The sequence below is a fragment of the Pedobacter suwonensis genome (genome assembly GCF_900111825.1).
In the GTDB taxonomy this organism is placed as follows: Bacteria; Bacteroidota; Bacteroidia; order Sphingobacteriales; family Sphingobacteriaceae; genus Pedobacter; species Pedobacter suwonensis.
On record NZ_FOJM01000007.1, the window covers coordinates 37,684 to 60,319 of the forward strand.

19 protein-coding genes, 1 tRNA gene and 1 pseudogene are annotated in these 22,636 nt (G+C 38.1%); 10 read left to right on the plus strand and 11 right to left on the minus strand.

Annotation, left to right across the window (positions count from 1 at the left end; genetic code table 11):
• Nucleotides 1-619: 619 nt before the first annotated feature.
• The 6 genes from gcvH (at nucleotide 620) to feoB (ending at nucleotide 9,896) form a co-directional block, all read left to right on the plus strand.
• Entirely contained in the window at nucleotides 620-1,000 is a 381-nt protein-coding gene (gene gcvH / locus BM107_RS10310; RefSeq protein ID WP_090982942.1) for a glycine cleavage system protein GcvH, read from the plus strand.
• Between the two features lie 11 nt (nucleotides 1,001-1,011).
• A complete protein-coding gene (locus BM107_RS10315; protein WP_090982944.1) occupies nucleotides 1,012-1,413 on the plus strand; it encodes a VanZ family protein in 402 nt (133 codons plus the stop codon).
• Nucleotides 1,414-1,671: 258 nt separating this feature from the next.
• Nucleotides 1,672-4,476 carry an outer membrane beta-barrel family protein gene (locus BM107_RS10320; protein ID WP_090982946.1) on the plus strand — a complete coding sequence of 935 codons (2,805 nt, stop codon included), beginning with the start codon at nucleotides 1,672-1,674 and terminating at the stop codon, nucleotides 4,474-4,476.
• A gap of 221 nt (nucleotides 4,477-4,697) precedes the next feature.
• The gene (locus BM107_RS10325; RefSeq protein WP_090982948.1) at nucleotides 4,698-7,463 is read left to right on the plus strand and encodes an outer membrane beta-barrel family protein; all 2,766 of its coding nucleotides are present in this window, start codon (nucleotides 4,698-4,700) and stop codon (nucleotides 7,461-7,463) included.
• Nucleotides 7,464-7,560: 97 nt separating this feature from the next.
• Nucleotides 7,561-7,776 (plus strand): FeoA family protein, encoded by a 216-nt coding sequence (locus BM107_RS10330; protein WP_055913318.1) that lies wholly within the window; start codon nucleotides 7,561-7,563, stop codon nucleotides 7,774-7,776.
• Nucleotides 7,777-7,787: 11 nt separating this feature from the next.
• A complete protein-coding gene (feoB, locus tag BM107_RS10335) occupies nucleotides 7,788-9,896 on the plus strand; it encodes a ferrous iron transport protein B (RefSeq protein ID WP_090982950.1) in 2,109 nt (702 codons plus the stop codon).
• 611 nt (nucleotides 9,897-10,507) lie between these two features.
• On the opposite strand, the gene BM107_RS10340 is transcribed toward feoB, so the two are convergent.
• Nucleotides 10,508-10,984: an Lrp/AsnC ligand binding domain-containing protein gene (locus BM107_RS10340; RefSeq protein WP_025145395.1), complete on the minus strand. Its 477-nt coding sequence runs from the start codon at nucleotides 10,982-10,984 to the stop codon at nucleotides 10,508-10,510.
• 345 nt (nucleotides 10,985-11,329) lie between these two features.
• On the opposite strand from BM107_RS10340, the gene BM107_RS24655 reads away from it, so the two are divergent.
• Together BM107_RS24655 and BM107_RS10345 are read left to right on the plus strand one after the other, a co-directional pair.
• Nucleotides 11,330-11,474, plus strand: a tRNA-Asp gene (locus BM107_RS24655).
• A 143-nt stretch (nucleotides 11,475-11,617) separates the two neighbouring features.
• Nucleotides 11,618-12,640 carry a LacI family DNA-binding transcriptional regulator gene (locus BM107_RS10345; RefSeq protein ID WP_244278781.1) on the plus strand — a complete coding sequence of 341 codons (1,023 nt, stop codon included), beginning with the start codon at nucleotides 11,618-11,620 and terminating at the stop codon, nucleotides 12,638-12,640.
• Nucleotides 12,641-12,697: 57 nt separating this feature from the next.
• Here the strand turns inward: BM107_RS10345 and frr are convergent, their stop codons facing one another.
• The 10 genes and pseudogenes from frr to pnuC form a co-directional block, all read right to left on the minus strand.
• Entirely contained in the window at nucleotides 12,698-13,261 is a 564-nt protein-coding gene (gene frr, locus BM107_RS10350; protein WP_090982952.1) for a ribosome recycling factor, read from the minus strand.
• Nucleotides 13,262-13,300: 39 nt separating this feature from the next.
• Nucleotides 13,301-14,005 carry a UMP kinase gene (pyrH, locus tag BM107_RS10355; RefSeq protein ID WP_090982955.1) on the minus strand — a complete coding sequence of 235 codons (705 nt, stop codon included), beginning with the start codon at nucleotides 14,003-14,005 and terminating at the stop codon, nucleotides 13,301-13,303.
• A 123-nt stretch (nucleotides 14,006-14,128) separates the two neighbouring features.
• On the minus strand, nucleotides 14,129-15,091 hold the full coding sequence (locus BM107_RS10360; protein WP_090982958.1) for an MBL fold metallo-hydrolase: 963 nt from the start codon (nucleotides 15,089-15,091) through the stop codon (nucleotides 14,129-14,131).
• Between the two features lie 10 nt (nucleotides 15,092-15,101).
• A complete protein-coding gene (gene nagA / locus BM107_RS10365) occupies nucleotides 15,102-16,193 on the minus strand; it encodes an N-acetylglucosamine-6-phosphate deacetylase (protein WP_090982960.1) in 1,092 nt (363 codons plus the stop codon).
• A gap of 145 nt (nucleotides 16,194-16,338) precedes the next feature.
• Nucleotides 16,339-17,184 (minus strand): translation elongation factor Ts, encoded by an 846-nt coding sequence (gene tsf, locus BM107_RS10370; RefSeq protein ID WP_090982962.1) that lies wholly within the window; start codon nucleotides 17,182-17,184, stop codon nucleotides 16,339-16,341.
• 129 nt (nucleotides 17,185-17,313) lie between these two features.
• Nucleotides 17,314-18,147, minus strand: a complete 834-nt coding sequence (gene rpsB, locus BM107_RS10375; protein WP_090982964.1) for a 30S ribosomal protein S2 — start codon at nucleotides 18,145-18,147, stop codon at nucleotides 17,314-17,316.
• 18 nt (nucleotides 18,148-18,165) lie between these two features.
• Complete coding sequence (gene rpsI, locus BM107_RS10380) at nucleotides 18,166-18,552, minus strand: 30S ribosomal protein S9 (RefSeq protein WP_090765025.1); 387 nt, start codon at nucleotides 18,550-18,552, stop codon at nucleotides 18,166-18,168.
• 3 nt (nucleotides 18,553-18,555) lie between these two features.
• Nucleotides 18,556-18,999 (minus strand): 50S ribosomal protein L13, encoded by a 444-nt coding sequence (gene rplM / locus BM107_RS10385; RefSeq protein WP_039481184.1) that lies wholly within the window; start codon nucleotides 18,997-18,999, stop codon nucleotides 18,556-18,558.
• Between the two features lie 364 nt (nucleotides 19,000-19,363).
• Nucleotides 19,364-19,897, minus strand: a pseudogene (locus BM107_RS10390) (ORF6N domain-containing protein).
• Nucleotides 19,898-19,952: 55 nt separating this feature from the next.
• Nucleotides 19,953-20,633, minus strand: a complete 681-nt coding sequence (gene pnuC, locus BM107_RS10395) for a nicotinamide riboside transporter PnuC (RefSeq protein WP_090982966.1) — start codon at nucleotides 20,631-20,633, stop codon at nucleotides 19,953-19,955.
• Between the two features lie 148 nt (nucleotides 20,634-20,781).
• On the opposite strand from pnuC, the gene BM107_RS10400 reads away from it, so the two are divergent.
• Nucleotides 20,782-21,861 carry a mechanosensitive ion channel family protein gene (locus BM107_RS10400; RefSeq protein WP_090982969.1) on the plus strand — a complete coding sequence of 360 codons (1,080 nt, stop codon included), beginning with the start codon at nucleotides 20,782-20,784 and terminating at the stop codon, nucleotides 21,859-21,861.
• 273 nt (nucleotides 21,862-22,134) lie between these two features.
• Complete coding sequence (locus tag BM107_RS10405) at nucleotides 22,135-22,590, plus strand: hypothetical protein (protein ID WP_090982971.1); 456 nt, start codon at nucleotides 22,135-22,137, stop codon at nucleotides 22,588-22,590.
• Nucleotides 22,591-22,636 lie beyond the last annotated feature (46 nt).

Below are 22,636 nucleotides of genomic sequence, written 5' to 3' on the forward strand. Positions count from 1 at the left end.
GGAAATGTCTACAATTTAATAAACGTGTAGATTGTGATCGTAAAATGAAAAGATGAGGAAACCATTTGATAAAACATTTCGTATGTGATTATTATTAACCAAATGTTTATGAGCAAATTTGACATAATCGGATCCATATTTACGCTATTATTTATTATATCATTACTGGTGTGGATAATGACTTTGGATTAAAGTACTATATGAGGAGCATATGATTTTGAACTATTCATTATCAATTATTGATGGGTTGAATCGAATATCATAATTTAAGGTGAATGGTTATAGTAGCAGCCACCGTCATGCCATATACCTGATGTTTAATTGTTTCTATTTATTCACTGCAATTGCTGCTGTAGTATAGAGTCACAAGCCGGCGTTTTAATACCCGCGCATAACATCGTCGAAACAGCAGCCTAGCAAAATAGATGTTTGTTCAATTGATAAATGTTGCAATATATTAGCGTAGTGCTGATAAATTAATATCTAAGTTAATGGATTAGGCATTGCGATATGTGAAAGTAAATTGTATTTTTGGAGTGTAAATGTCAGGAAGCTTTAAAATGTTTGCAAGCCCTGACAGAGCAACAACTTAGATAACTTATTTTCAAAATATAAAATAATGAATTTTCCATCAGAATTAAAGTACACCAAAGACCACGAGTGGGTTAGAGTTGAAGGTAATGAAGCTTATATCGGCGTAACCGATTTTGCACAACGTGAATTGGGTGATATCGTTTATGTTGATATTAACACTGTAGGTAGTGAGGTTGCTAAAGAAGAAGTTTTCGGTACCGTAGAAGCAGTTAAAACTGTATCTGATTTGTATATGCCTGTTACCGGAACGGTGTTGGAAGTTAATGCTGAATTAAATGATAATCCGGAATTGGTTAATTCTGATCCTTATGGACAAGGCTGGATGGTTAAAGTATCATTGGCGGATGCAGCTGAATTAGATAGTTTATTAACAGCAGAGGCTTACCAGGAACTGGTAGGAGCTTAATTCCTGATATTTTGTACAAAGCACTAAAACAGCAAAAATGGGCCCTTCTCTGGACGCTTGTTGTTTTGGTGTTTTGTAATATGCACATTTCCGATTCAGTTGGAAAAAGCGGCTTTTTCTTTGAAGGTTTTGACAAAATGACCCATATGGGCTTCTTTTTTGTCTTATCTGTCCTGCTCTTTTTTGGTAAAATTAAATATCAGCATACTTACGCTTTCAGAACATTTACCATCTTTAAGATTTTGCTCATCAATGCCATTATCGGTGGCGGAATAGAATTACTGCAATGGAAGGTTTTTACCTACCGCTCTGCAGAATGGTGGGATTTTGGCTGTGATATGTTAGGCGCATCAATGGCCGTTTTTAGTTATGTATTGCTCCATAAATTAAATTTCAATGAGAAGGAAAGTTAGCATTCTATGTGTAATCGTAGCGGTATGTTTAAGCGGCTGTAGTATCTTTAAAAAAGACTGTAACTGCCCAAAAGTATATTACCAGAGTTATCCTTCATCTCAAAAATAACCTTCCTTCAGACCGCTTTTTCTTCTGGCCTGAATATCTCCCCTAGGCTGTATTTAAAATGTTACCAAGCTTTTAACACACCTTAACAAACCTTTGGACTTTTCTTTAGTCTGATAGCTTAGTTTTATAATATAATACCTAACTTTTTAATGAAAAGAAACGTTCAGCGGGCAATATTCATTATGCTCCTATTTTGTGGATATCTGGCCCAGGCTCAAAATACTGGCTCAATAAGCGGTAAAGTGGTTAATGCGAAAGATAAAAAACCGGTTGACTTTGCTACCATAGCAGTTAAAAACCTGAAAGATTCTAGCGTGGTGGCTTCCGGTCAAACCAATCCTGACGGAAGTTTTACCTTTAAAGCTATAGCGCCGGGTAAGTATAGGATTTATGCTGCCTTTTTGGGTTTAAAAACAACAACCAAGGATATAGAAGTGGCCAAAGCAGCGGTAAACGCGGGCGAAATAGCGATGAGCGATGATGGTGTTGATTTGAAAACCGTTAATGTTACCGCTACCATTCCTATTGTGGTGAAAAAGGACACCCTGGAGTTTGATGCCAAATCAATTAAAGTACGTGAAAACGCCGTGGTAGAAGATCTCCTGAAAAAGGTTCCAGGGGTGGAGGTAGCAAAAGACGGGAGTGTAAAGGCTCAGGGTGAAACCATTACCAAAGTAAAGGTTGATGGTAAAGAATTTTTTGGCAATGATCCCTTACTGGCAACCAAAAACCTTCCTGCTGACATGGTAGATAAGATTCAGGTAATTGACGAACTATCTGAACAGGCCCAGTTTACCGGCATTGATGATGGAACAAGAAACAAGATTTTGAACATCACTACAAAAAATGGTATGAAACACGGTTACTTCGGTAACAGTACAGTTGGTTATGGTTCAAACGACCGTTATGATGCGAGCCTTAACGTAAACAAATTTGACGATGACAGGCAGATTAGTTTTATCGGTCAGTTTAACAATGTAAACAAGCAGAATTTTGGACAGGGCGGAGGTGTAGGCAATGGTTTTGGGGGCTTCGGTGGTGGACGTGGTGGTTTTGGTGGCGGAAGTAATGGCGGCGGAAGTGGCGGAATTACCACTACAAACGCAGCAGGTTTAAACTTTGCCGATACCTATAAAGATGGGACCCAGTTTCAGGCCAGTTATTTCTTTAATAAGGCGAATTCGGAACTTATCCAAAACTCCAATACCCAGAACCTCGCTGGCGGTACCAACAACATTGATGAAGCGATAAATAATACCTCTGACAGGATTAACCACCGTTTCAATTTTATGGTCGATACCAAAATTAACCCATCTTTATCTGTTAAAATACAGCCCAACCTCGCTTATACCGAAACCGATGGTAACAATTTAAACAGCTATACCAGAATACTTGATGATGGCTCAACAGTCGGTTCGCAGCAGAATACTACAACTACAGCAACACCTAGCATTGGTAACAATTTATTGATCCGCAAGAGCTTTAAACGGAGAGGCCGCACGTTATCCTTAAATGTAAATACCAGCATTAACGATAATGACGGGACGAACCTTAACTATAGAAATGACAAAATTACAAAAGGAACAGTAGCAAGAGATACCATTACCAATCAGTTAAACAATACCAGCAGTCATTCCATAAACAATACCACAAGAGTGGTTTATACTGAACCGTTAAACAAGACTTTAAGTGTGGAGGTTAATTATCAGAACGGTTATTCAAATAGCGATTCGCAAAGAGATGTATTTAATTACAATCCATTAACGCTACAATTTGACCTTGTAGATAATACATTTTCCAATATCTATAATAACCGTACTTTAACCAATGCGGCAGGGCTAAGTTTAACTACAACCGAGAAAAAATACAACTGGAATATCGGCGTAGCTGCGCAACAGACCAATAGGGTAAATACCAATTTAACAACAGGTTTAAGGCGGACCCAGAATTTTATCAATATTACACCGTCAGCACAGTTCAGGTATAATTTTAGTAACCGCAAGCGTTTATTCATCAATTACCGTGGCTCAACCAATCAGCCAACTATTGATCAGATCCAACCGATACCTGACAATACAAACGCTCAAACCATTTATTTGGGTAATCCTGAATTAAAACCTGCGTTTAATAACCAGTTGAGAATTAACTTTAACAATTTTAATATTGAAACTGGTCGTTTTTTCTTTGCTGGTTTAAATCTTACGCAAACGTTTAACGCCATCGGGAACACGGTTGTACCTTTGTCAGGAGGTGTTCAGCAGGTAAGTTATATTAATGTTGACGGCGTTTATGCAGGTAATGCCAATGCCACCTGGTCTCTGCCCTTGATGGCAGAGCGTAAGCTAACGCTGAATATTTCCGGTAACGGCTCTTATAACAGAAATGTGAATTTTATTGCAGATCAGTTGAGCAACGCGCTGGTAAAGAATGTAACCAATAGTTACACCATTTCAAATGGTTATAAATTGGTTACCAATGTAGATAAATTTGATTTAACAGGAGGTATAACCGGAAGTTATACGAACTCTACATTTTCTGCCAGGCCATCATCCAATACACAGTATTATACCATCAATCCTAGTTTTGATGTCAGTTATGTATTGCCAGCCAATATCAGGTTAGCTATTGATATCGATTACTATAGGAATTTTGGTGGCGGTGATTTGTTTAACCAGGAATACACCATTCTTAATCCTTACATCAGCCGTCAGTTTTTTAAAAATAGGGGAACATTCAAGTTTTCTATAAATGATGCACTTAACCAGAACACAGGGGTGAGCAGGACCGCTACGGGTACTTCAATCGTTGATTTAACTTCTAATGTGTTAAGACGTTATTATATGTTCTCCTTTACCTACTCATTAACGCGCATTGGGGGTAGAAACATGAGCGGCGATATGCAGATGCCAGGTCAGCGTGGTGGTGGCGGTGGTGGAGGCCGCATGAGGATGTAATTAAACCTTAGCAACCATTGCCTATAAAATTCAATCCTGTTGATATTAGTTGGTTTTTAAACACAAATAAAAGTTCCGGTCTGATTCGGGACTTTTATATTTTAAGAGATCTGACCATATTAAATGTACAATTGACATTTTATGTATTTCAATTGTTACTCAAAACAAAATAAACCTTTATAACAGCCTGCTGTCTTTATGCTATAAGCCAAAGTAACCGAATGAAACAAATTTTTACCCTTCTACTTATTTTATCATCTTTTTATGTATACGCCCAGAAAACGGGTTCTGTTAGCGGAAGGATTATCCAATCGACAGATAAAAAACCAATTGATTATGCTTCTTTAGCGCTTAAAAATCTGGCAGACTCAAGTACAGTAGGTGCTGCAAATACCACAGAAGATGGGAAGTTTGTTTTTAAAAATTTAAAGCCGGGTAAATACAGATTATATGCAGCGTATTTGGGTTTGAAAAATGCCACTAAAGATTTTACAATTACTGCAGATCAAGCAGATATAACCCTCGCTGATATTGTGTTGGAAGGAGGGGCGATTGATCTTCAAACGGTTGATATTAAAGCCGAAATCCCACCAATTGTAGTAAAAAAGGATACGCTTGAGTTTAATGCGAGCTCGTTTAAAGTGGTGGAGAATGCTGTAGTAGAAGATCTGTTAAAGAAATTGCCAGGATTAGAGGTCGATAAAGCCGGAACAGTGAAGGCCCAGGGCGAAACCATTACCAAGGTAAGGGTTGATGGTAAAGAATTTTTTGGCAATGATCCATTGCTGGCTACTAAAAACCTTCCCGCCGATATGATTGATAAAATTCAGATTATTGATGAACTTTCAGATCAGGCACAGTTTACCGGAATTGACGATGGTTCAAGAACCAAAATCATTAATATTACCACAAAGAAGGAGAAAAAAAATGGCTATTTCGGGAATAGCACCGGTGGTTATGGTTCTGATGACCATTACGATGTGAATGCGAATATCAACCATTTCGATCAGGATAAGCGATTGAGTGTAGTGGCTCAGTTTAACAATGTGAACAGGCAAAATTTTGGTGGTGGCCTGGGTGGCGGGGGTGGCAATGGCGGACGTAGTGGTATTACCGATACCAAAGCCGGTGGGGTCAACTTTTCGGATGTGTATGCCGATCAAACTGAAATTAATTTTAGTTATTTCGTTAATAAATCTGATAACCTGATTTTAAGGAACAGTGTTACCCAAAATCTTTTGGGTAATGTAACCACAGTTTTCAACAACAACCAAAATAATACTGCAGACCGTTTGAACCACCGTTTAAATTTTATGGTCGATACCAAACTGGATTCGCTCACTTCCTTGCGCATACAGCCAAATTTAAGCTATACCAATAACGAAAGCGTGAACAGCAGTACTTATACCCGTGATTTTGGTACCTATACTACAGATGGCGCTCAGCGGTTAACTAACCATAATACATCGCCAGCTGTCAGCAACAATATTTTATTGCGAAAAAAGTTTATGCGCCGCGGCAGGACGTTATCGCTGAATCTTAATACCAATATCAACAATAACGACGCCGATAATTATAATTACAATCCTGAAACGCGCGAAAAAGATAATGTTAAAACAGAGAAGATTATTAACCAGCTTAATGATCAGGAAAGCGAATCTATTAACCAAAATACCCGGTTGGTATACACAGAGCCATTAAATAAAACATTAAGCATTGAGTTTAACTACCAGAACGGCTATAATCACAATACCTCTGAGCGCTTTACCTACGATTTTAATCCGGCTACACTAAATTATGATTTGCTGAATGATTCGTTAAGTAACGTTTATGAAAACACGATTTTAACCAATACGGCTGGTTTCAGTTTTAATAAAATGGCTAAAAAATACAACTGGAATGTAGGGATGGCCGTTCAGAATACCGATCGGAAAAACGATAACATTACGAGAGGATTTATACTAAAACAGAACGTATTTAACTATACCCCTTCTGCCATGTTTCGGTATAATTTCAGCAACAGCAAGCGATTGGTTTTTAATTACAGGGGCAGCACCAGTCAGCCCTCCATACAGCAATTGCAGCCTATTCCAAACAATACCAATACGCAAAGTATACCATTGGGAAATCCTGATTTGAAACCTGAGTTCAACAATACGTTGCGCATTGCCTATAACACATTTACGCCCGGTAAAAACAGGTCGTTATTTATAAATATAAACCTTACCCAAACCTCGAACAAAATTGCCAATAGCAGCAGTTTGATCGAGAGTGGGGCTAACCAGGGTAAATTTGCTGTTTTGCCTGTAAACGTAAATGGCGTTTATTCAGGTTCTTTATCTTCTTCATTAAGTTTACCCATCATGACAGAAAATAAACTTAATTTCCATATCAACATTAGCGGCAACTACGGCAGGGATGTAAACTTTACCAATACGTTAAAGAACATCACCAATAGCTGGTCGATTAATAATGGTTACCGTTTAGTTTCCAACCTGGATAAACTTGATCTGACCGCAGGCGTTAATGGTTCAATAAACAGGGCTACCTATTCCGTTCAATCCGGTTCCAATACACGATATTATACTTTTAGCCCCAATATTAGTGTAAGCTATTTATTTCCAGGTGATATCCGCTGGTCAGTTGATGCAGACTATAACCAAAATACAGGTAGGGGAGAGGGTTTTGATACCCGTTTTACTTTAGTAAATTCTTACATAAGCAAGCAATTTTTCAAAAACAGGGGTACTTTAAAAGCGGCAGTGAATGATTTGCTAAATGAAAATCAAGGCGTAAGCCGCACAGCCAATAATAATACCATACGTGATGAGAGCTACAATGTATTGCGGCGTTATTTCATGTTTTCATTTACCTATTCTTTAAATCGCATGGGAGGAAAAAACATGATTAGGGCAGGCGGAGATGGTGGTAGAGGCCGTGGTGGCAATGGTGGAGGTGGCTTTGGAGGAGGAAGGCAGCGGGATTAAATCATTTTACGGTAAAGCTGTATAATTTATCGTCCCCACCGCATTATCTTATTTGGAATAAATCTAAAGAAAGGCTAACTTGCGACAAATTTAGCACATGAAACTGTCGCACCTAAAAGTTGGAGAAAAGGGAACAATTGTAGCCTTTACAGATTTGGATATGTCTGTAAAGTTAATGGAGATGGGCTGCTTACCGGGTGAGGTAGTAGAGGTGGAACGTTTTGCTCCTCTGGGCGATCCTATGGCGATCCGTGTGGCTGGTTATCAGCTTTGTTTGCGTAAAAGTGAAGCTGATGTTATTATTATTCAATAAAAAAGCTGGGTTTGGATATTAAAGTTGCATTAGTTGGTAATCCCAATACAGGTAAATCTACTTTATTTAATCGTTTAACAGGGTTAAATCAAAAAATTGGAAACTTTCCGGGTATCACTGTTGATAAGAAAACGGGTTTTACAAAACTCGAAAACGGCAAAGAAGCTGAGGTTATTGATTTACCGGGAACATATAGCTTATATCCGAAGAGTACTGATGAAAGTATCGTTTTTCAGGTACTTGCCGATAAAAAAAACAATAGTCATCCTGATGTGATTGTACTTATTGCCGATGCCTCGAATTTAAAGCGCAACATGCTTTTATATTCCCAAGTGGCAGATTTGGGTATCCCAATCATTTTGGCGCTTAACATGATCGATCTTTCCGCCAGGCAGGGGATTGAAATCAATCTGGATAAACTATCCGAAAAATTGGGTATCCAGGTAGTTTCCATTTCGGCAAGAAACAATATCGGGATTGACAGGCTAAAACAGGCTATTGCCAATACCAATAAAATTGCCACGCAGTATCAGGATATCGATGTGAACTTCCTTGCTCCGGAGGCAATTAATGCCATAAAGACGAAGCTGAATTCAGACAATGATTATTATGCACTGCAGGTGTTACATCAGCATGAACATTTAACCTTCTTCACCGAAAAAGAACAGGAAGAAATTGAACATATTGAACAGTCTCACCATTTCGAATCTTCTAAAATTCAGGCTGCAGAAACCATTGCCAGATATAAATATCTCGGCACTATTTTATCTGATGTGGTTATTGATAAAGGCACCGAAAAGAAATTTTCTTTTAGTGATAAGCTAGACGCTGTTTTAACCCATAAAGTCTGGGGATTTGCCATTTTTATGCTCATCCTTTTTGTAATTTTCAATGCAATTTTTGCCTGGTCATCCTATCCGATGGAGTGGATCGAAACTGGTTTTGGTTTTATAACCAGCATAGGGCATGAATACTTGCCGGCAGGCATGCTTACCGATTTGTTGCTGGATGGTGTAATTGCTGGTTTGGGTGGTATTTTTGTTTTCATTCCACAAATTGCTATTCTTTTCGCATTCATATCTGTTTTGGAAGATACGGGTTATATGGCTCGCGTTACGTTTATGATGGATAAAGTTATGAGCAAGGTCGGACTCAACGGTAAATCGGTTGTACCGATGATTGGCGGTTTAGCCTGTGCTGTACCCTCTATTATGGCTGCCCGAAATATTGAAAATTGGAAAGATAGAATGATTACCATCATGGTTACGCCCCTGGTAAGTTGTTCGGCAAGACTCCCGGTATATATTTTAATCATTTCATTAATTATACCATCTCAAACGGTTCTTGGCATTTTTAACCTGCAAGGTTTGGCGCTGATGGTTATGTATCTGGTAGGGATTATTGCTGCGGTATTGGTAGCATGGGTAATGAAATTTATCATTAAAACGAAAGAAAGGTCTTATTTTATCATGGAGCTGCCGGTTTACCGTATGCCAAGATGGAAAAACGTGTTTTACACCATGTATGAAAAATCAAAAACCTTTGTGTTCGAGGCCGGTAAGGTAATCATCGCCATTTCCATCATCCTTTGGGTAATGGCTTCTTTCGGACCGGGCAACCGCTTTGAAAACATTGATAAAAAATACGAATCGGCCCTGGCTGATACGACAAAAAATACCGATCACATTAAAACCCTGGTGGCAACCGAAAAATTGGAAAACTCCTATGTAGGTATTCTTGGACATTGGATAGAGCCTGTTATCCGTCCGTTAGGTTATGACTGGAAAATTGGCATAGGTTTAATTACTTCATTTGCCGCCCGTGAAGCGTTTGTTGGTACAATGGCTACCATTTATAGCGTTGATGGTGGTGATGAAGATACCTCAACGATAAGGGAGCGTATGTCTGCTTCGGTTAATAACCGTACGGGCTTGCCAATTTATACTTTTGCTACTGGTATTTCGCTGATGCTTTTTTATGCTTTTGCCATGCAGTGCATGAGCACAGTTGCTATTGTTTACCGCGAAACCAAGGGTTGGAAGTGGCCGGTAATCCAGCTGGCCTATATGACGGCGATGGCATATATTGCTGCCCTGGTTGCTTACCAGTTGCTGAAATAAATAAGTCCGTCCCTTCTAGCGATGATTTGTTGTGTATCAAAATTAATGTAGATAATAGGAGAATTTATCGTTACAGATCTCCTGAATAAATTGTCAATATAAGAAAGCTTTTCAGTCGACGTAGCAAGCTTTATAGTAAGGTTCGTTTGCCGGAAAGATTGCTTCGTCGTTCCTTCTCACAGTGAAGATATTTTTTAGTGATCTGTTTTTGATAGAGCGCAGTCAAAGGGCATTATCAAAAAATATGATCATTATTCGGATTTGGAGAGCAGGCGCTGTGCAATTATTAAATTTTTTCCCCGCTTTTCGTTTTTTTCCGATGAAAAAATCGGGCTATTCACTCCAATCGGGTCAAGCCGGTCCGTTAAGTATTGCTATTTTGGGTTGGGAGCCTATCTGCACTAATCTTTGTTCCTAAACCCGGTAGTAGCGGCAGCTCCCGATTTTTTCATCGGGACTATAGCGGATAACGGGACTGCCGTTTCCGAAGCGATACTGAGCGTTAATTTCCAATAAGCATCAGTAAACCCCAAAACATTACTACCATTTAAGATAGATAAGGTCTAAAGTATGTTGTTCTTAATGAAACCTTTTTACTTTAGTCTATCCGCTTACCCCAATTCGATCTGCCGCTTAATACTTTCTTCCAATGATATTAAAGTTTCTGTACGTTGTATACCGTTTACTGCCTGTATTTCTTCATTTAAAACGTGGCGTAAGTGATTGGTGTCTCTGCAGATAATTTTGGCGAACATACTGTATGCCCCGGTAGTGTAATGTAATTCTACCACCTCCTTAATTTTGCTCAGCTGTGCAACTGCATCTTTATACTGGATTCCTTTTTCGAGATAAATACCCAGAAATGCACAAATATCATATCCTGCCTTTTGCGGATCAATAATGAGATGGGAACCTTTTATAATGCCCATTTCTTGCAGTTTCTTCATCCTAACATGGATTGTTCCGCCGGAAACAATAAGATCTTTAGCAATTTCTGTATACGGTTTAGTGGCATCCTGCATCAATTGCTTCAATATATCGATATCGAGGTTGTCAATTTCTAAATTGGAATTGTCTTTTTTAAGCATATTTTTGAATTATGACAAGCGAAATTACAAATATTTATTAATATTATAAAAATAAAATTAAATGTTTAAAATATTTGCAAGGTATTGGTTGTTCCTTTACATTTGTATCAAGCAATTAACAAAAAGAAAACGTTCTTTCAAAATTGTTAAACATAATGTAGGGTGGTGAAACAGGCAGACACACCTCCTTGTCTCGGTGGCGGAGAATAATGGGAATATACCAATTTTGGTACTAACCACTCCTTGAAGGTTCGATTCCTTCCCCTACAGCTGCTGTAGTCCTAAGTCAAGAGTCTATAGTCTTTAGTAGACTTACGACTGCAGGCTTTGGACTACAGACTAAAATGTTGGGTGGTGAAATTGGCAGACACGCCTCCTTGTCTCGGTGGTGGGGAATAATGGGACAAACGCAGTTTATTGGGTTGACCACAAATTAATTTTTTGAACTGTAGCTAACTACCCCTTGAAGGTTCGACTCCTTCCCCAACAGCATTTTTTATGAATAATAAGTTAGTTAATCGAGCAATCCTGGATAGGTTGCTCTTTTTTATTTTTAGGCGATTTCATCATATCATTCTATATTTATATGATATATTGTTATATTACCCATCAAATTTTATTCGTTTTAGGCCTGTGATAAAGAAACGCATTTCAATTAAAGACATTGCTAAACAGTTAAATATCTCCATCACCACTGTTTCTTTTGTGATTAATGGGAAAGCAAGGGAAAAAAACATCAGTGAATCACTTACTAAAAAGGTTTTAGACCTAGTGGCCGAACTAAATTATCATCCCAATGCCCTCGCAACAAGTTTAAGAACAGGCAAAACGAAAATTATAGGTTTCCTGGTTGATGATATTTCTGAGCCTTTTTTTGCCGGGATAGCACGCAGGATTGATGAAATTGCTTCGAGCCTGGGATATAAAATTTTATTTAGCAGTACCAGAAACGATACTGAAAAAGCAATTGAACTGCTCCATATTTTTAAAGACAGACATGTTGACGGCTACATTATGGCTTTACCTGAAGGGTTGGAAGAAGAAGTGAAAAAACTGATCCAGACAGATGCTCCGGTAGTTTTGTTTGATCGGTATGTACAGGATGTTAAAACCGATTATGTCATTATTGATAACCAGAACAGCACCTACAATGCCATTGAACACCTTATTAAAAACGACTATAAAAATATCGGTTTTGTAACCATTGATACCGTTCAGCAACAGATGGTTGATCGTTTGGCTGGTTACGAAAAGGCTGTCGAGAAATACAACCTGCCTGCAATTGTTAAGAAGATCAATTATGTAAACTCTGCCGAATCGATTAAGGAAATGATCGATTTTTTTAAGGCCGAGAAGCAACTTGACGCCGTGTTATTTGCCGCTAACTATATTTGCCTGGATGGTTTGAGAACGTTTAGGAAACTAGGTATTCAGATTCATCAGGACATTGCTGTTGTTTCCTTTGATGATTTTGAAATTTTGGAATTTTGTGAACCCCCGGTTACAGCGATCGCCCAACCTCTTGAAGCCATTGCAGAAAATATAATGAAGATTCTATTGAAAAAACTTAAAAAGGGCAGTAAGTCTGCCGAAAAGATAACGCAGGTTTCATTGCCCACCATATTAAATGTTAGGGGTTCCAGCGCTAAAAAATAGGGGCATAAAAAAAGGGAATAGTTTAAGCCTATTCCCAATTCTTTATTTTTGTAAAGATTAAACGGTCATTACATCTTTTTCTTTAGCTTCGGCATGTTTATCAACTTTGATGATGTAGGCATCGGTTAATTTTTGTACCTCTCCCTCACCTGTTTTAATTTCGTCATCAGATACGCCTTCACCCTTTAATTTCTGAATTTTGGTATTGGCATCTTTGCGGATATTGCGAACGGTAATACGACCTCTTTCGGCTTCTTCCTTAACCTTTTTTACCAATTCTTTTCTGCGCTCTTCAGTTAACGGTGGAACAACTAGGCGGATCACGATACCATCATTTTGCGGGTTGATGCCAATATTGGCTACCTGGATAGCTTTTTCAATCGCTGTTAAAAGCGATTTTTCCCAGGGTTGGATGACGATGGTCCTGGCATCAGGCGTATTGATACTCGCTACCTGTGACAATGCTGTAGCTGCACCATAATAATCTACGAAAATACCGTCCAACATTCCAGCCGATGCTTTACCAGCCCTGATTTTAGTTAATTCAGATTCACAATGATCGATGGCCCTTTCCATTGCAGATTGAGCATCCATTAATTGTAATTGTATGAGGTCGTTCATAATTGTGTCTATTTCTACGAAAATAATAATTTTTATACCTTATTTAACCAGTGTTCCAATCGGTTCGCCACTAGCGATTTTCATAAAATTGCCATGTTTGTTCATATCAAACACAATAATTGGCAATTGGTTTTCTTCGCAAAGGGTGAAAGCTGTCATATCCATAACATTAAGGCCTTTATTGTAAACTTCTCTAAAAGAAATTTCTTCGTATTTAGTAGCCAATGGATCTTTTTCAGGATCTGCAGTATAAATACCGTCTACACGTGTTCCTTTTAGCACAACATCTGCTTTGATTTCTATAGCACGTAAAGCCGCAGCAGAATCTGTTGTAAAGTATGGGTTGCCGGTTCCTGCACCAAAAATAACCACACGGCCTTTCTCTAAATGCCGAACAGCTCTTCTGCGGATAAATGGTTCGCAAATCTGTTCCATTTTAATGGCAGTAAGTAAACGTGTCTTGATGCCAACTTTCTCTAATGCATCTTGCAAGGCCATAGAGTTGATTACCGTAGCCAACATGCCCATATAATCTGCCTGTGCCCTGTCCATCCCACTTTTTTCGGCGCTTAGGCCTCGAAAAATATTTCCTCCTCCAATAACGATTGCGATTTCTAAGCCTTTATCGTGTACAGCCTTGATATCTTCAGCATATTGTTTAACGCGTTCATTATCAATTCCATATTGTTTTGTGCCCATTAGTGATTCTCCACTAAGCTTAAGTAGGATGCGTTTATATTTCATGGCCCCAAAAATATTAACATTTTTTTAATACCTGGCTATGGTTTTTAATAATTGATGTAAATATTTAAATAGAAATATTGATTTTAAAAGAAAAGGGCAATACCTTGAAATAGTGCCCCTGTTTTAATTGATTTTTAAACGCCTCCCTTGCTCGGGAAAAATTAATTTTAAGCCTTTTACATTCTCCAAAATCAATTGCTGTTTTACTTTTTCTGCAGATTGAAGTGGCGGTTTAGTATGCGTTACAATAAACGAAACTTTCTTAAATGCTTTTTCATGGGTTAGGGCTTCCAGTTTAGAAAGTTCACTAAAGAAAAGTCTCGGTGTAAGGTGCCCGAACAATTGTTTATCCGGTTGTTCATTCGGGAAAGACACCTCCAGAAATATAGCTTTTAACTGTCCGGAGTTGACTAAGGGTGCTACTGCCTGCCATAATTTAAAGAGTTTATCCGATTGCTCAATTTTGTCGGCACCGGTATCTCCGAGGTAAAGTACATAGCTATTACCATGGCTAATGAGAAAAGCAGTGCTTTTATAAGGATTACCATGGCTCAGTTCAAAAGCTTTTACTTTCATTTCTGTACTTTCCAGCGGATAGCTATTGCCTTCCATCAGGGGGGAATAAGTATACTTTTTTAACTGTGGTTTTTCGCCTTCGTTGGCAAAGTTGGCCCAGGCATCCCATGTAAAATATTTATCACTTAAAATGCCAAGCACGGAAGGAATTCCATAAATCTTTTTTGCAGTATCAGCAGGTGAGTTGATTATTAAACCTGCCACATGATCTAAATGGGCATGCGAAATCAAATACCCTTTAATCAGTTTTCGCTGAGTTTCTTCGCTGGTGCCGTTAAGTGACTTACGATTAATTGCCTTTTGAATACCTGCATTGATGGTGCCTGCATCAAGGCAGACATAGTTATTGCTGCCTTCTGGCGCAATCATATAGCAGGATAAATTGCTCTCATCATCGCCACCCTTTACGCCAAGAGGTATTATGGAAAAAGCGGTATTTATTGTTTGCCCCCAGGAATTAACGGCGCAAATTGACAAGAATAATAATGTCGCGGCTATTTTTTTGACCATATTGAATACTTTATACCGTTTTACCCTGAAATATGACTTCTTTTAAATTAAAATGATCATCAATGAGTAAAAGGTTTGCCTGTTGCCCAATACTTATACATGAGGTGAGTTTGTCAATGCCAATTAATTTCGCAGGATACAGGGATCCCATTTTTATTGCCTCATTTAAACTGATATCGCAATGTGATACACAATTTTTAACGGCTTCTAACATGGTTAGCGATGAACCCGATAGTGTGCCATCGGGCATCACAAATTTGTTTCCTTTTTCGATGTGTTGATATGGTCCGGTGGAACAGGCTGTAACGGCATCTGTAATAAGAAACAAACGTTCTTTTAATATTTTCTGCGCAAATTTAATCACCTCGAAATCTACATGTTGTCCATCAGCAATAATACTGGCCATAGCCTTATTATGACTGAACACTGCTGTTGGTATGCCGGGTTCGCGATGATGGATGGGACTCATGGCGTTAAACAGGTGGGTTGTGGTTTGGATGCCTTTATTATAAGCGGCTGTAGCTTCTTCAAAAGTCGCATTACTATGGCCAAGCGAAACCACCACTCCATGATCAAGCAGGCATTGAATTACCTCATCATCCTGCAGTTCTGGTGCAATGGTCATCATTTTAATTACACCATCTCCAAAATCAATTAATTTTTTTATCTCATCAATCGAGGCCTTCCTGACAAACGCAGGTACATGTGCACCTAAACGTTTTGGATTCAAAAATGGTCCTTCCAGATGTAATCCTAAGCAATTTTTTGCTGTTGATCGATGTGCTTTGGCAGCTTTGATGCACTCATTAAAAACTTCCTGAGAATTTGTTGCCATACAGGCTAAGAAACCGGTTGTACCTTTTTTAAGCAGGTCATCTTCCATTATGGTTAATGATTCGACAGTTGGATCGGCAGAGAATAACCTATCTCCTGCACCATAAATCTGTAAGTCAATAAAACCAGGCACAGCCAGCGAAGATCCTTTTTTTTCATTGCTGCTTTTGCTAAGGCCTGAAATGATTGTGCCATCAATTACGATGTCCTGGTTTTTTATTAAAATGTCGTCCTGAAAATAAGAAGTATTGGATATTACTTTGGGCATATTGAAATGTTTAATTAGGTTCAGCTTATAGATTCAAAGTTAAATATTGCAGCTATATTGTGGTACTTTAATTCAAGGTTTGGAATTGCAATGCATAAAAAAAGCCTCAATTTCTTGAGGCTTCTAAATATACTTTTATAAATGCTTATGCACCTAATTGTACGCGTTTGAAAGCAGATACGGTTAAACCTTTAGCAGTGTTATCTAAAAATTTACGCACATCCATAGAGCTATCTTTAACAAACTCCTGGTTTAATAAAGTGCTGTCTTTGTAGAATTTGTTCAATTTACCGGCAGCAATTTTTTCTACCATTTCTTCTGGTTTGCCTTCCTGACGGATAACATCTTTCGCAATCTCGATTTCGCGTTCGATAGTAGCCGGATCAACACCATCCTTGTCAACAGCAACTGGGTTCATTGCAGCAATTTGCATCGCAACATCTTTACCAGCTTCAGTAATATCTGCGCCATTAGCACCTTCAAATACTACTAAAACACCCATTTTACCGTTAGAGTGGATATAAGAAACGATTTTTTCGCCAGAGATATTTGCATATTCTTGAATAACAATTTTCTCTCCGATTTTACCGGTTAATTCAGTAATGGTTTCAGCAACTGTACGTCCATCTTCCAAAGTAATTGCTGATAATTCTTCAGTAGTAGCAGGATTGTTTGCAACTGCGGCAGCTAAAACAGCCTGAGCTAAATTACGGAAATCTTCAACTTTAGAAACTGGTTCAGTTTCACAAGCCAAAGCAACTAATTTACCATTAGTACCATCTTCTGAAACAGCAATTGACACCAAGCCTTCAGAAGTAGCATTACCTGAACGGGCAGCAGATACTTTTTGACCTTTTTTACGTAATAAATCAACAGCAGCTTCGAAATCGCCATTAGCTTCTAATAAAGCTTTTTTGCAATCCATCATACCAGCACCAGTTTGTTGGCGTAGTTTATTTACATCTGCGGCAGTAATTTGTACTGTAGACATTTTATTTCCTCTTTTAAATTTTACAATCTTGTTATAACAATTACAGGTTACAAGTTACAAGCGCCAAGTTAAACTCATGTTAAGCCAACTTAAAACCTGAAACCAGTAACCTGCAATTAAAAAATATTACTATTCTTCTGTTTTAGTTTCTTCTGATGCTGACGCTTCAACCTCTGCCTCAGCAGCTTTTTTACGTCTAGGCTCTTTTGATTCAGGAGCATCAGCTGCTGCTTTAGCGGCTACTGCTTCTTTTTCTGCCTCATCATCTTTTTCGCGTTTACGCTCTTCCAAACCTTCTTCAATCGCTTTGATGATTACATCAGTGATTAAAGAGATAGATTTTGTAGCATCATCATTCGCCGGAATCGGGAAATCGATGTTAGAAGGGTCAGAGTTAGTATCAACCATCGCAAAAGTAGGGATGTTTAATTTTAACGCTTCAGTTACCGCGATGTGCTCTTTCTTAACGTCGATTAAGAATAAAGCTGCAGGTAAACGGTTTAAATCAGCAATACCACCTAAAAGTGATTCTAATTTAATACGCTCACGTTGAATCATTAAACGCTCTTTTTTAGATAAGATCGAATAAGTACCATCTTTAGTCATTTTATCGATGTTAGACATCTTTTTGATTGACTTGCGAACAGTAGCAAAGTTAGTTAACATACCACCTAACCAACGCTCGGTTACGAAAGGCATGTTCACTTTTTTAGCTTGTTCAGCTACGATTCCTTTTGCTTGTTTTTTTGTTGATACAAATAATACTTTACGACCTGATTTTACGATTTGTTTGATCGCAGCCGCAGCCTCTTCAGTTTTAGTTAAAGTTTTATTTAAATCTATAATGTGAATGCCATTACGCTCCATGAAAATGTAAGGAGCCATTTTTGGATTCCATTTACGGGTAAGGTGACCAAAGTGTACACCTGCATCCAATAAGTCTTGATAAGTTGTTCTTGCCATTGTTGTTGCCTCCTGTGATTAACGTTTACTGAATTGGAATTTCTTACGGGCTTTAGCACGTCCTGGTTTTTTACGCTCAACCATACGCATATCACGCGTCATCAGGCCTTTAGCACGTAATGCAGGTTTTTTCTCCGCATCTAGTTCAACAATCGCTTTAGCAATAGCTAAACGAACAGCTTCTGCTTGTCCTTTTACTCCACCACCTTGTACATTTACAGTGATATCATAACGACCTGTAAGCTCAGCAACTTCTAAACTTTGGTTTACGATATATTGCAATGGTAAAGTTGGGAAATATTCTTTGTGATCTTTACCGTTAACGGTAATTGCGCCAGCACCATCTTTTAAGTAGATACGTGCAACAGCTGTTTTTCTTCTTCCTGAAGTGTTAGTAACTGACATTTCTTAAAGTTTAATGGTTTTTGGAGATTGAGCTGCATGAGGGTGGTTTGCACCAGCATACACAAAAAGATTGGTGTATAATTTTTTACCCAATTTAGTTTTCGGTAACATACCACGTACCGCTTTCTCGATTACACGCTGAGGGTGTTTCGCCATTAATTCCTTAGGAGAAATAAAACGTTGACCACCTGGATAACCAGTGTAAGAAACATATTGCTTTTCGCTGAATTTGTTTCCTGTCAATTTAACCTTGTCTGCATTAATAACAATAACGTTATCACCGCAGTCTACGTGTGGGGTGTACTCAGGCTTGTTTTTACCACGGATGATCATAGCGATCTTCGATGACAAGCGCCCCAAAATCTCGCCTTCCGCATCAACAACAATCCACTGTTTGTTTACAGTTTTAGCATTGGCCGAGACAGTTTTGTAACTTAACGTATTCACTTGCTTGTATTTAATTTATTAAACAATTTATTATTCCCATTAAATTTGGGACTGCAAAGATAGATAGAATACTTTTATTATCAAATAGTTGGAGGAAAAATTTTTGATATAAAATATCTTTACTGTGAACAACGCAGCGATATAAAAATGCAATAGTTGTTCTGCTAAAGTAAGACCACAGCTTTTCTGGTTGCTTCCATCGGATTTACGCCAATCTTAATTTGCTACCTGCTGAGGTTAAAACAACTGTTTATCATTTACTGATGCTTCGTGTCTCCGAATGACATCGTGAATAAGCTAATGCAAATTACCAGGATATCGTTGCAATCGCAGTAAGCAAATATTACCGGATTATATGCGGCTATTACAGATCATCAGGCATATATCCAATTCTTTTCCTTGGCTCGATTTTCTTATCAATGAGTTTATCCAGATAGGTAAAAACCAGTTCGATGTTTTTATCCTGGTTGCTTACTTTTTGCTTAATTTCTTCGATTTCAAGTTTAAGTTCACCGCTGTCAATAATAAATTGCCGTATTCGGGAGAAAATCCTGACAATCTGGATATTTACCTGGATGGCCTGCTTGCTGTTTAATACGCTTGACAGCATCAGTATGCCATGTTCGGTAAAAACAAAAGGAAGTTTTCTTCTGCCGCCCCAACTTGAAGTCGCAATTTGCGACTTCAAGTTTAACCACTCTTCATCAGTGAGTTAAAACATGAAATCTTCTGGAAACCGATCAGGATTTCTACCAACCTGCTCATTGACACGTTTAGTCTCTACGCCATACAACTCCGCCAGATCACTATCCAGCATCACTTTTAGGCCTCTTAACCCGTAAATTTTATTAACTACTATATTATCAGGGATGATAGGAAGCATCTGTTTCGCTGTCATATCATTTAGGATTTAAGTTAAAGATAAAAAAATGTTTTGTAAGTCGAAATCAGCTCTATAAATCCTCAGTATTCGATATTCTTTTACTGTAACCCTTGTATTCCTTAATCCAGTTCCATAAGGCAAAGCCTGCAATAATGGTAAAGATGAAATATTCAATTCCCATAAATTTAATCCCTTTTAGGAAATAGAGATAGGTGGCAACAATATCAATTATCAGCCAGATGATCCAACATTCTACTCTTTTTTGGATCATTAGGAAAGTGGTGATTATACTCATTACAAAAATAAATGAATCAACAAAAGGGTAAGCACTGGGCAAATTAAATAATAGAGGCAGCCAATTGTGGAGCTGACCAGCCAAAGTGCCTATTAATAATGTGCCAAAAATGCCAACGGCCAATAAATACGTAAATTGCCTTAGGGGCATAAAGCTGATTTTAAGCTCCTTGTTTCTATCTTCTTCTTCGGGTTTTGGATTTGTCCATCGCCACCAGCCCATTATGTTGGTTACAAAAAAGAAAACCATTAGAAACATATCAGGATAAAGCTGACTTTGATAATATAAAAAGGCGGATAGAAATACATTTATAATACCTACGGGCCAGCTCCAGACACTGGCTTTTGCTGACAGGACAACAGAAACGATTCCCGTAATTACAGCGAAAAATTCCAGATAGCTCAATTTATAGCCAAAAACTGTGAAAAATATACTGTGGGCATCGAAGAAATCCATGTTTATCTTTTGAGGATGTATAAAATGCTAATGTAGCTAATTTATTTGCGTCTAATGGTTTTGTATTGACAAACAATCCAAAAATCTGGCTGTTATAAACAATGTCAAATGGCTTACCGCCACATTTATTAACCAGCAAATTTCGTTTATGCAGTATCTCGACCAGCTTTTCGGTTTCCCTATTCCTTTGTTTTTCAAGAACCTTATTATTGGTTTTATAGCGGTATTTCTTGGTATTTTAATCAGGTTTATTATTCATAAAACTTTTATCCTGCTTTCCCGCTGGTGGGATTTTATTATTATTAAATCTACAGTAAAGCATTTGAAGAGGCCTATTGCTTTTTTTATTCCTTTACTGTTCCTCAATTTTTCCCTAACGCTGATGGAGATGCCGCCAGCCTACCGCCTTCCAATAAGCAAGGCATTGGAAATCGCCCTCACAATTATTTTTGCGCTGATTTTGGTGCGGGCCATTAACGTTTTAGAAGACTATTTTTACCTGAAATATGATCTAAACAAAGAAAATAATTTAAAAGAGCGTAAGATAAGAACACAGTTGCAGTTTGTGCGAAAGTTTATTGTTTCACTTATTATTTTGGTTACTATTGCTATTATTCTGTTGAGTTTTGAAAGCATGCGAAAAATCGGGGCGGGGCTGCTTACAGGCGTTGGTATAGGAGGGATTATCATCGGTTTTGCAGCACAGAAATCGCTTGGTAATTTATTGGCCGGTTTTCAGATTGCCTTTACCCAGCCGATAAGAATTGATGATGTATTGATTGTGGAAGGGGAGTGGGGTAAGGTAGAAGAAATTACATTAACCTATGTAGTCGTTAATATCTGGGACCAAAGGCGTTTAATTCTGCCAATTACCTATTTTATCGAAAAGCCATTCCAAAACTGGACACGTGTTTCGGCTGATCTGCTCGGAACAGTTTTTTTATACCTTGATTATACGATTCCGATTGAACCAATGCGACAGGAATTAACAAGATTGTTGAATGAAAATCCTTTGTGGGATAAAAGGGTAAATGTTGTACAGGTTACCGACAGTATTAAAGACGGAACCATCGAGGTTCGTTTTTTGATGAGTGCTTCGAATTCGTCGAGGGCTTTTGATTTAAGGTGCTATGTAAGGGAAGCAATGATTGCTTTTATTCAGAAAAACTATCCTGATAGTTTACCTAAAAAAAGATTAGAGCTTCGTGATAAGTTTGCGAGGTTGTAGTTTAAAAATCAAACAGAACGGGTAATTATTCAATTCGCATGGCAGATTTAAACCTTTTAGCAGCTGTTGAGCCTGGGATAGTAATTGTAAATCCGTTTTTCGCAACTGTAATTTTAGGACATTGTATGTCATAACAAACATTAAATAATAAGATGTTATCGAAAAACTACCTAAAAACAGGTAGTTCCGTTTACCGGGAACAGAGTATTTTAATTATAGTTATTAGTCTTGGCACTTAATTGGCATAAATGCTAAGAAAAAGACTAAAAACCTATGAAAAAAATTTCAACATTATTATCTCTTGCTCTTGTTTTTTCGCTACTGTTTTCTTGTAAAAAGGATTCAGAAACAACTCCTTCAAAAAGTGGTAAAACTGCAAAATTTACCATTACTGCAAACGGTGTGAATGCAACAGACGATTACGTTTCTTTCGTAATTGTAGGCGGTGATACTAAAGGCACTAAAACCATCTGGAAGGTAAATGGCGTAACCAGAAACAATGAGGCTGCTATTTCTTTAGGTAAAGACGATTTTACGGGGAGTACCAAAACCTATGTAATAGAGACCATATTGCCAGTTGATGTGATTAGTGCAAGTGCGCAGTGTATTAACTTTAATGCCAGTTATCAGATCAGTTATAAAGCGGAGATTGATGGCAAAGTGGTTACCAATGATGATGGGGTTACCGTTGATGTTAATAAAGATTATACCCACCAGTTCGATTATTAATTGCGCTCCAGTAATTCTCTAACTGAAGCGGCACAAGCTTGACTGT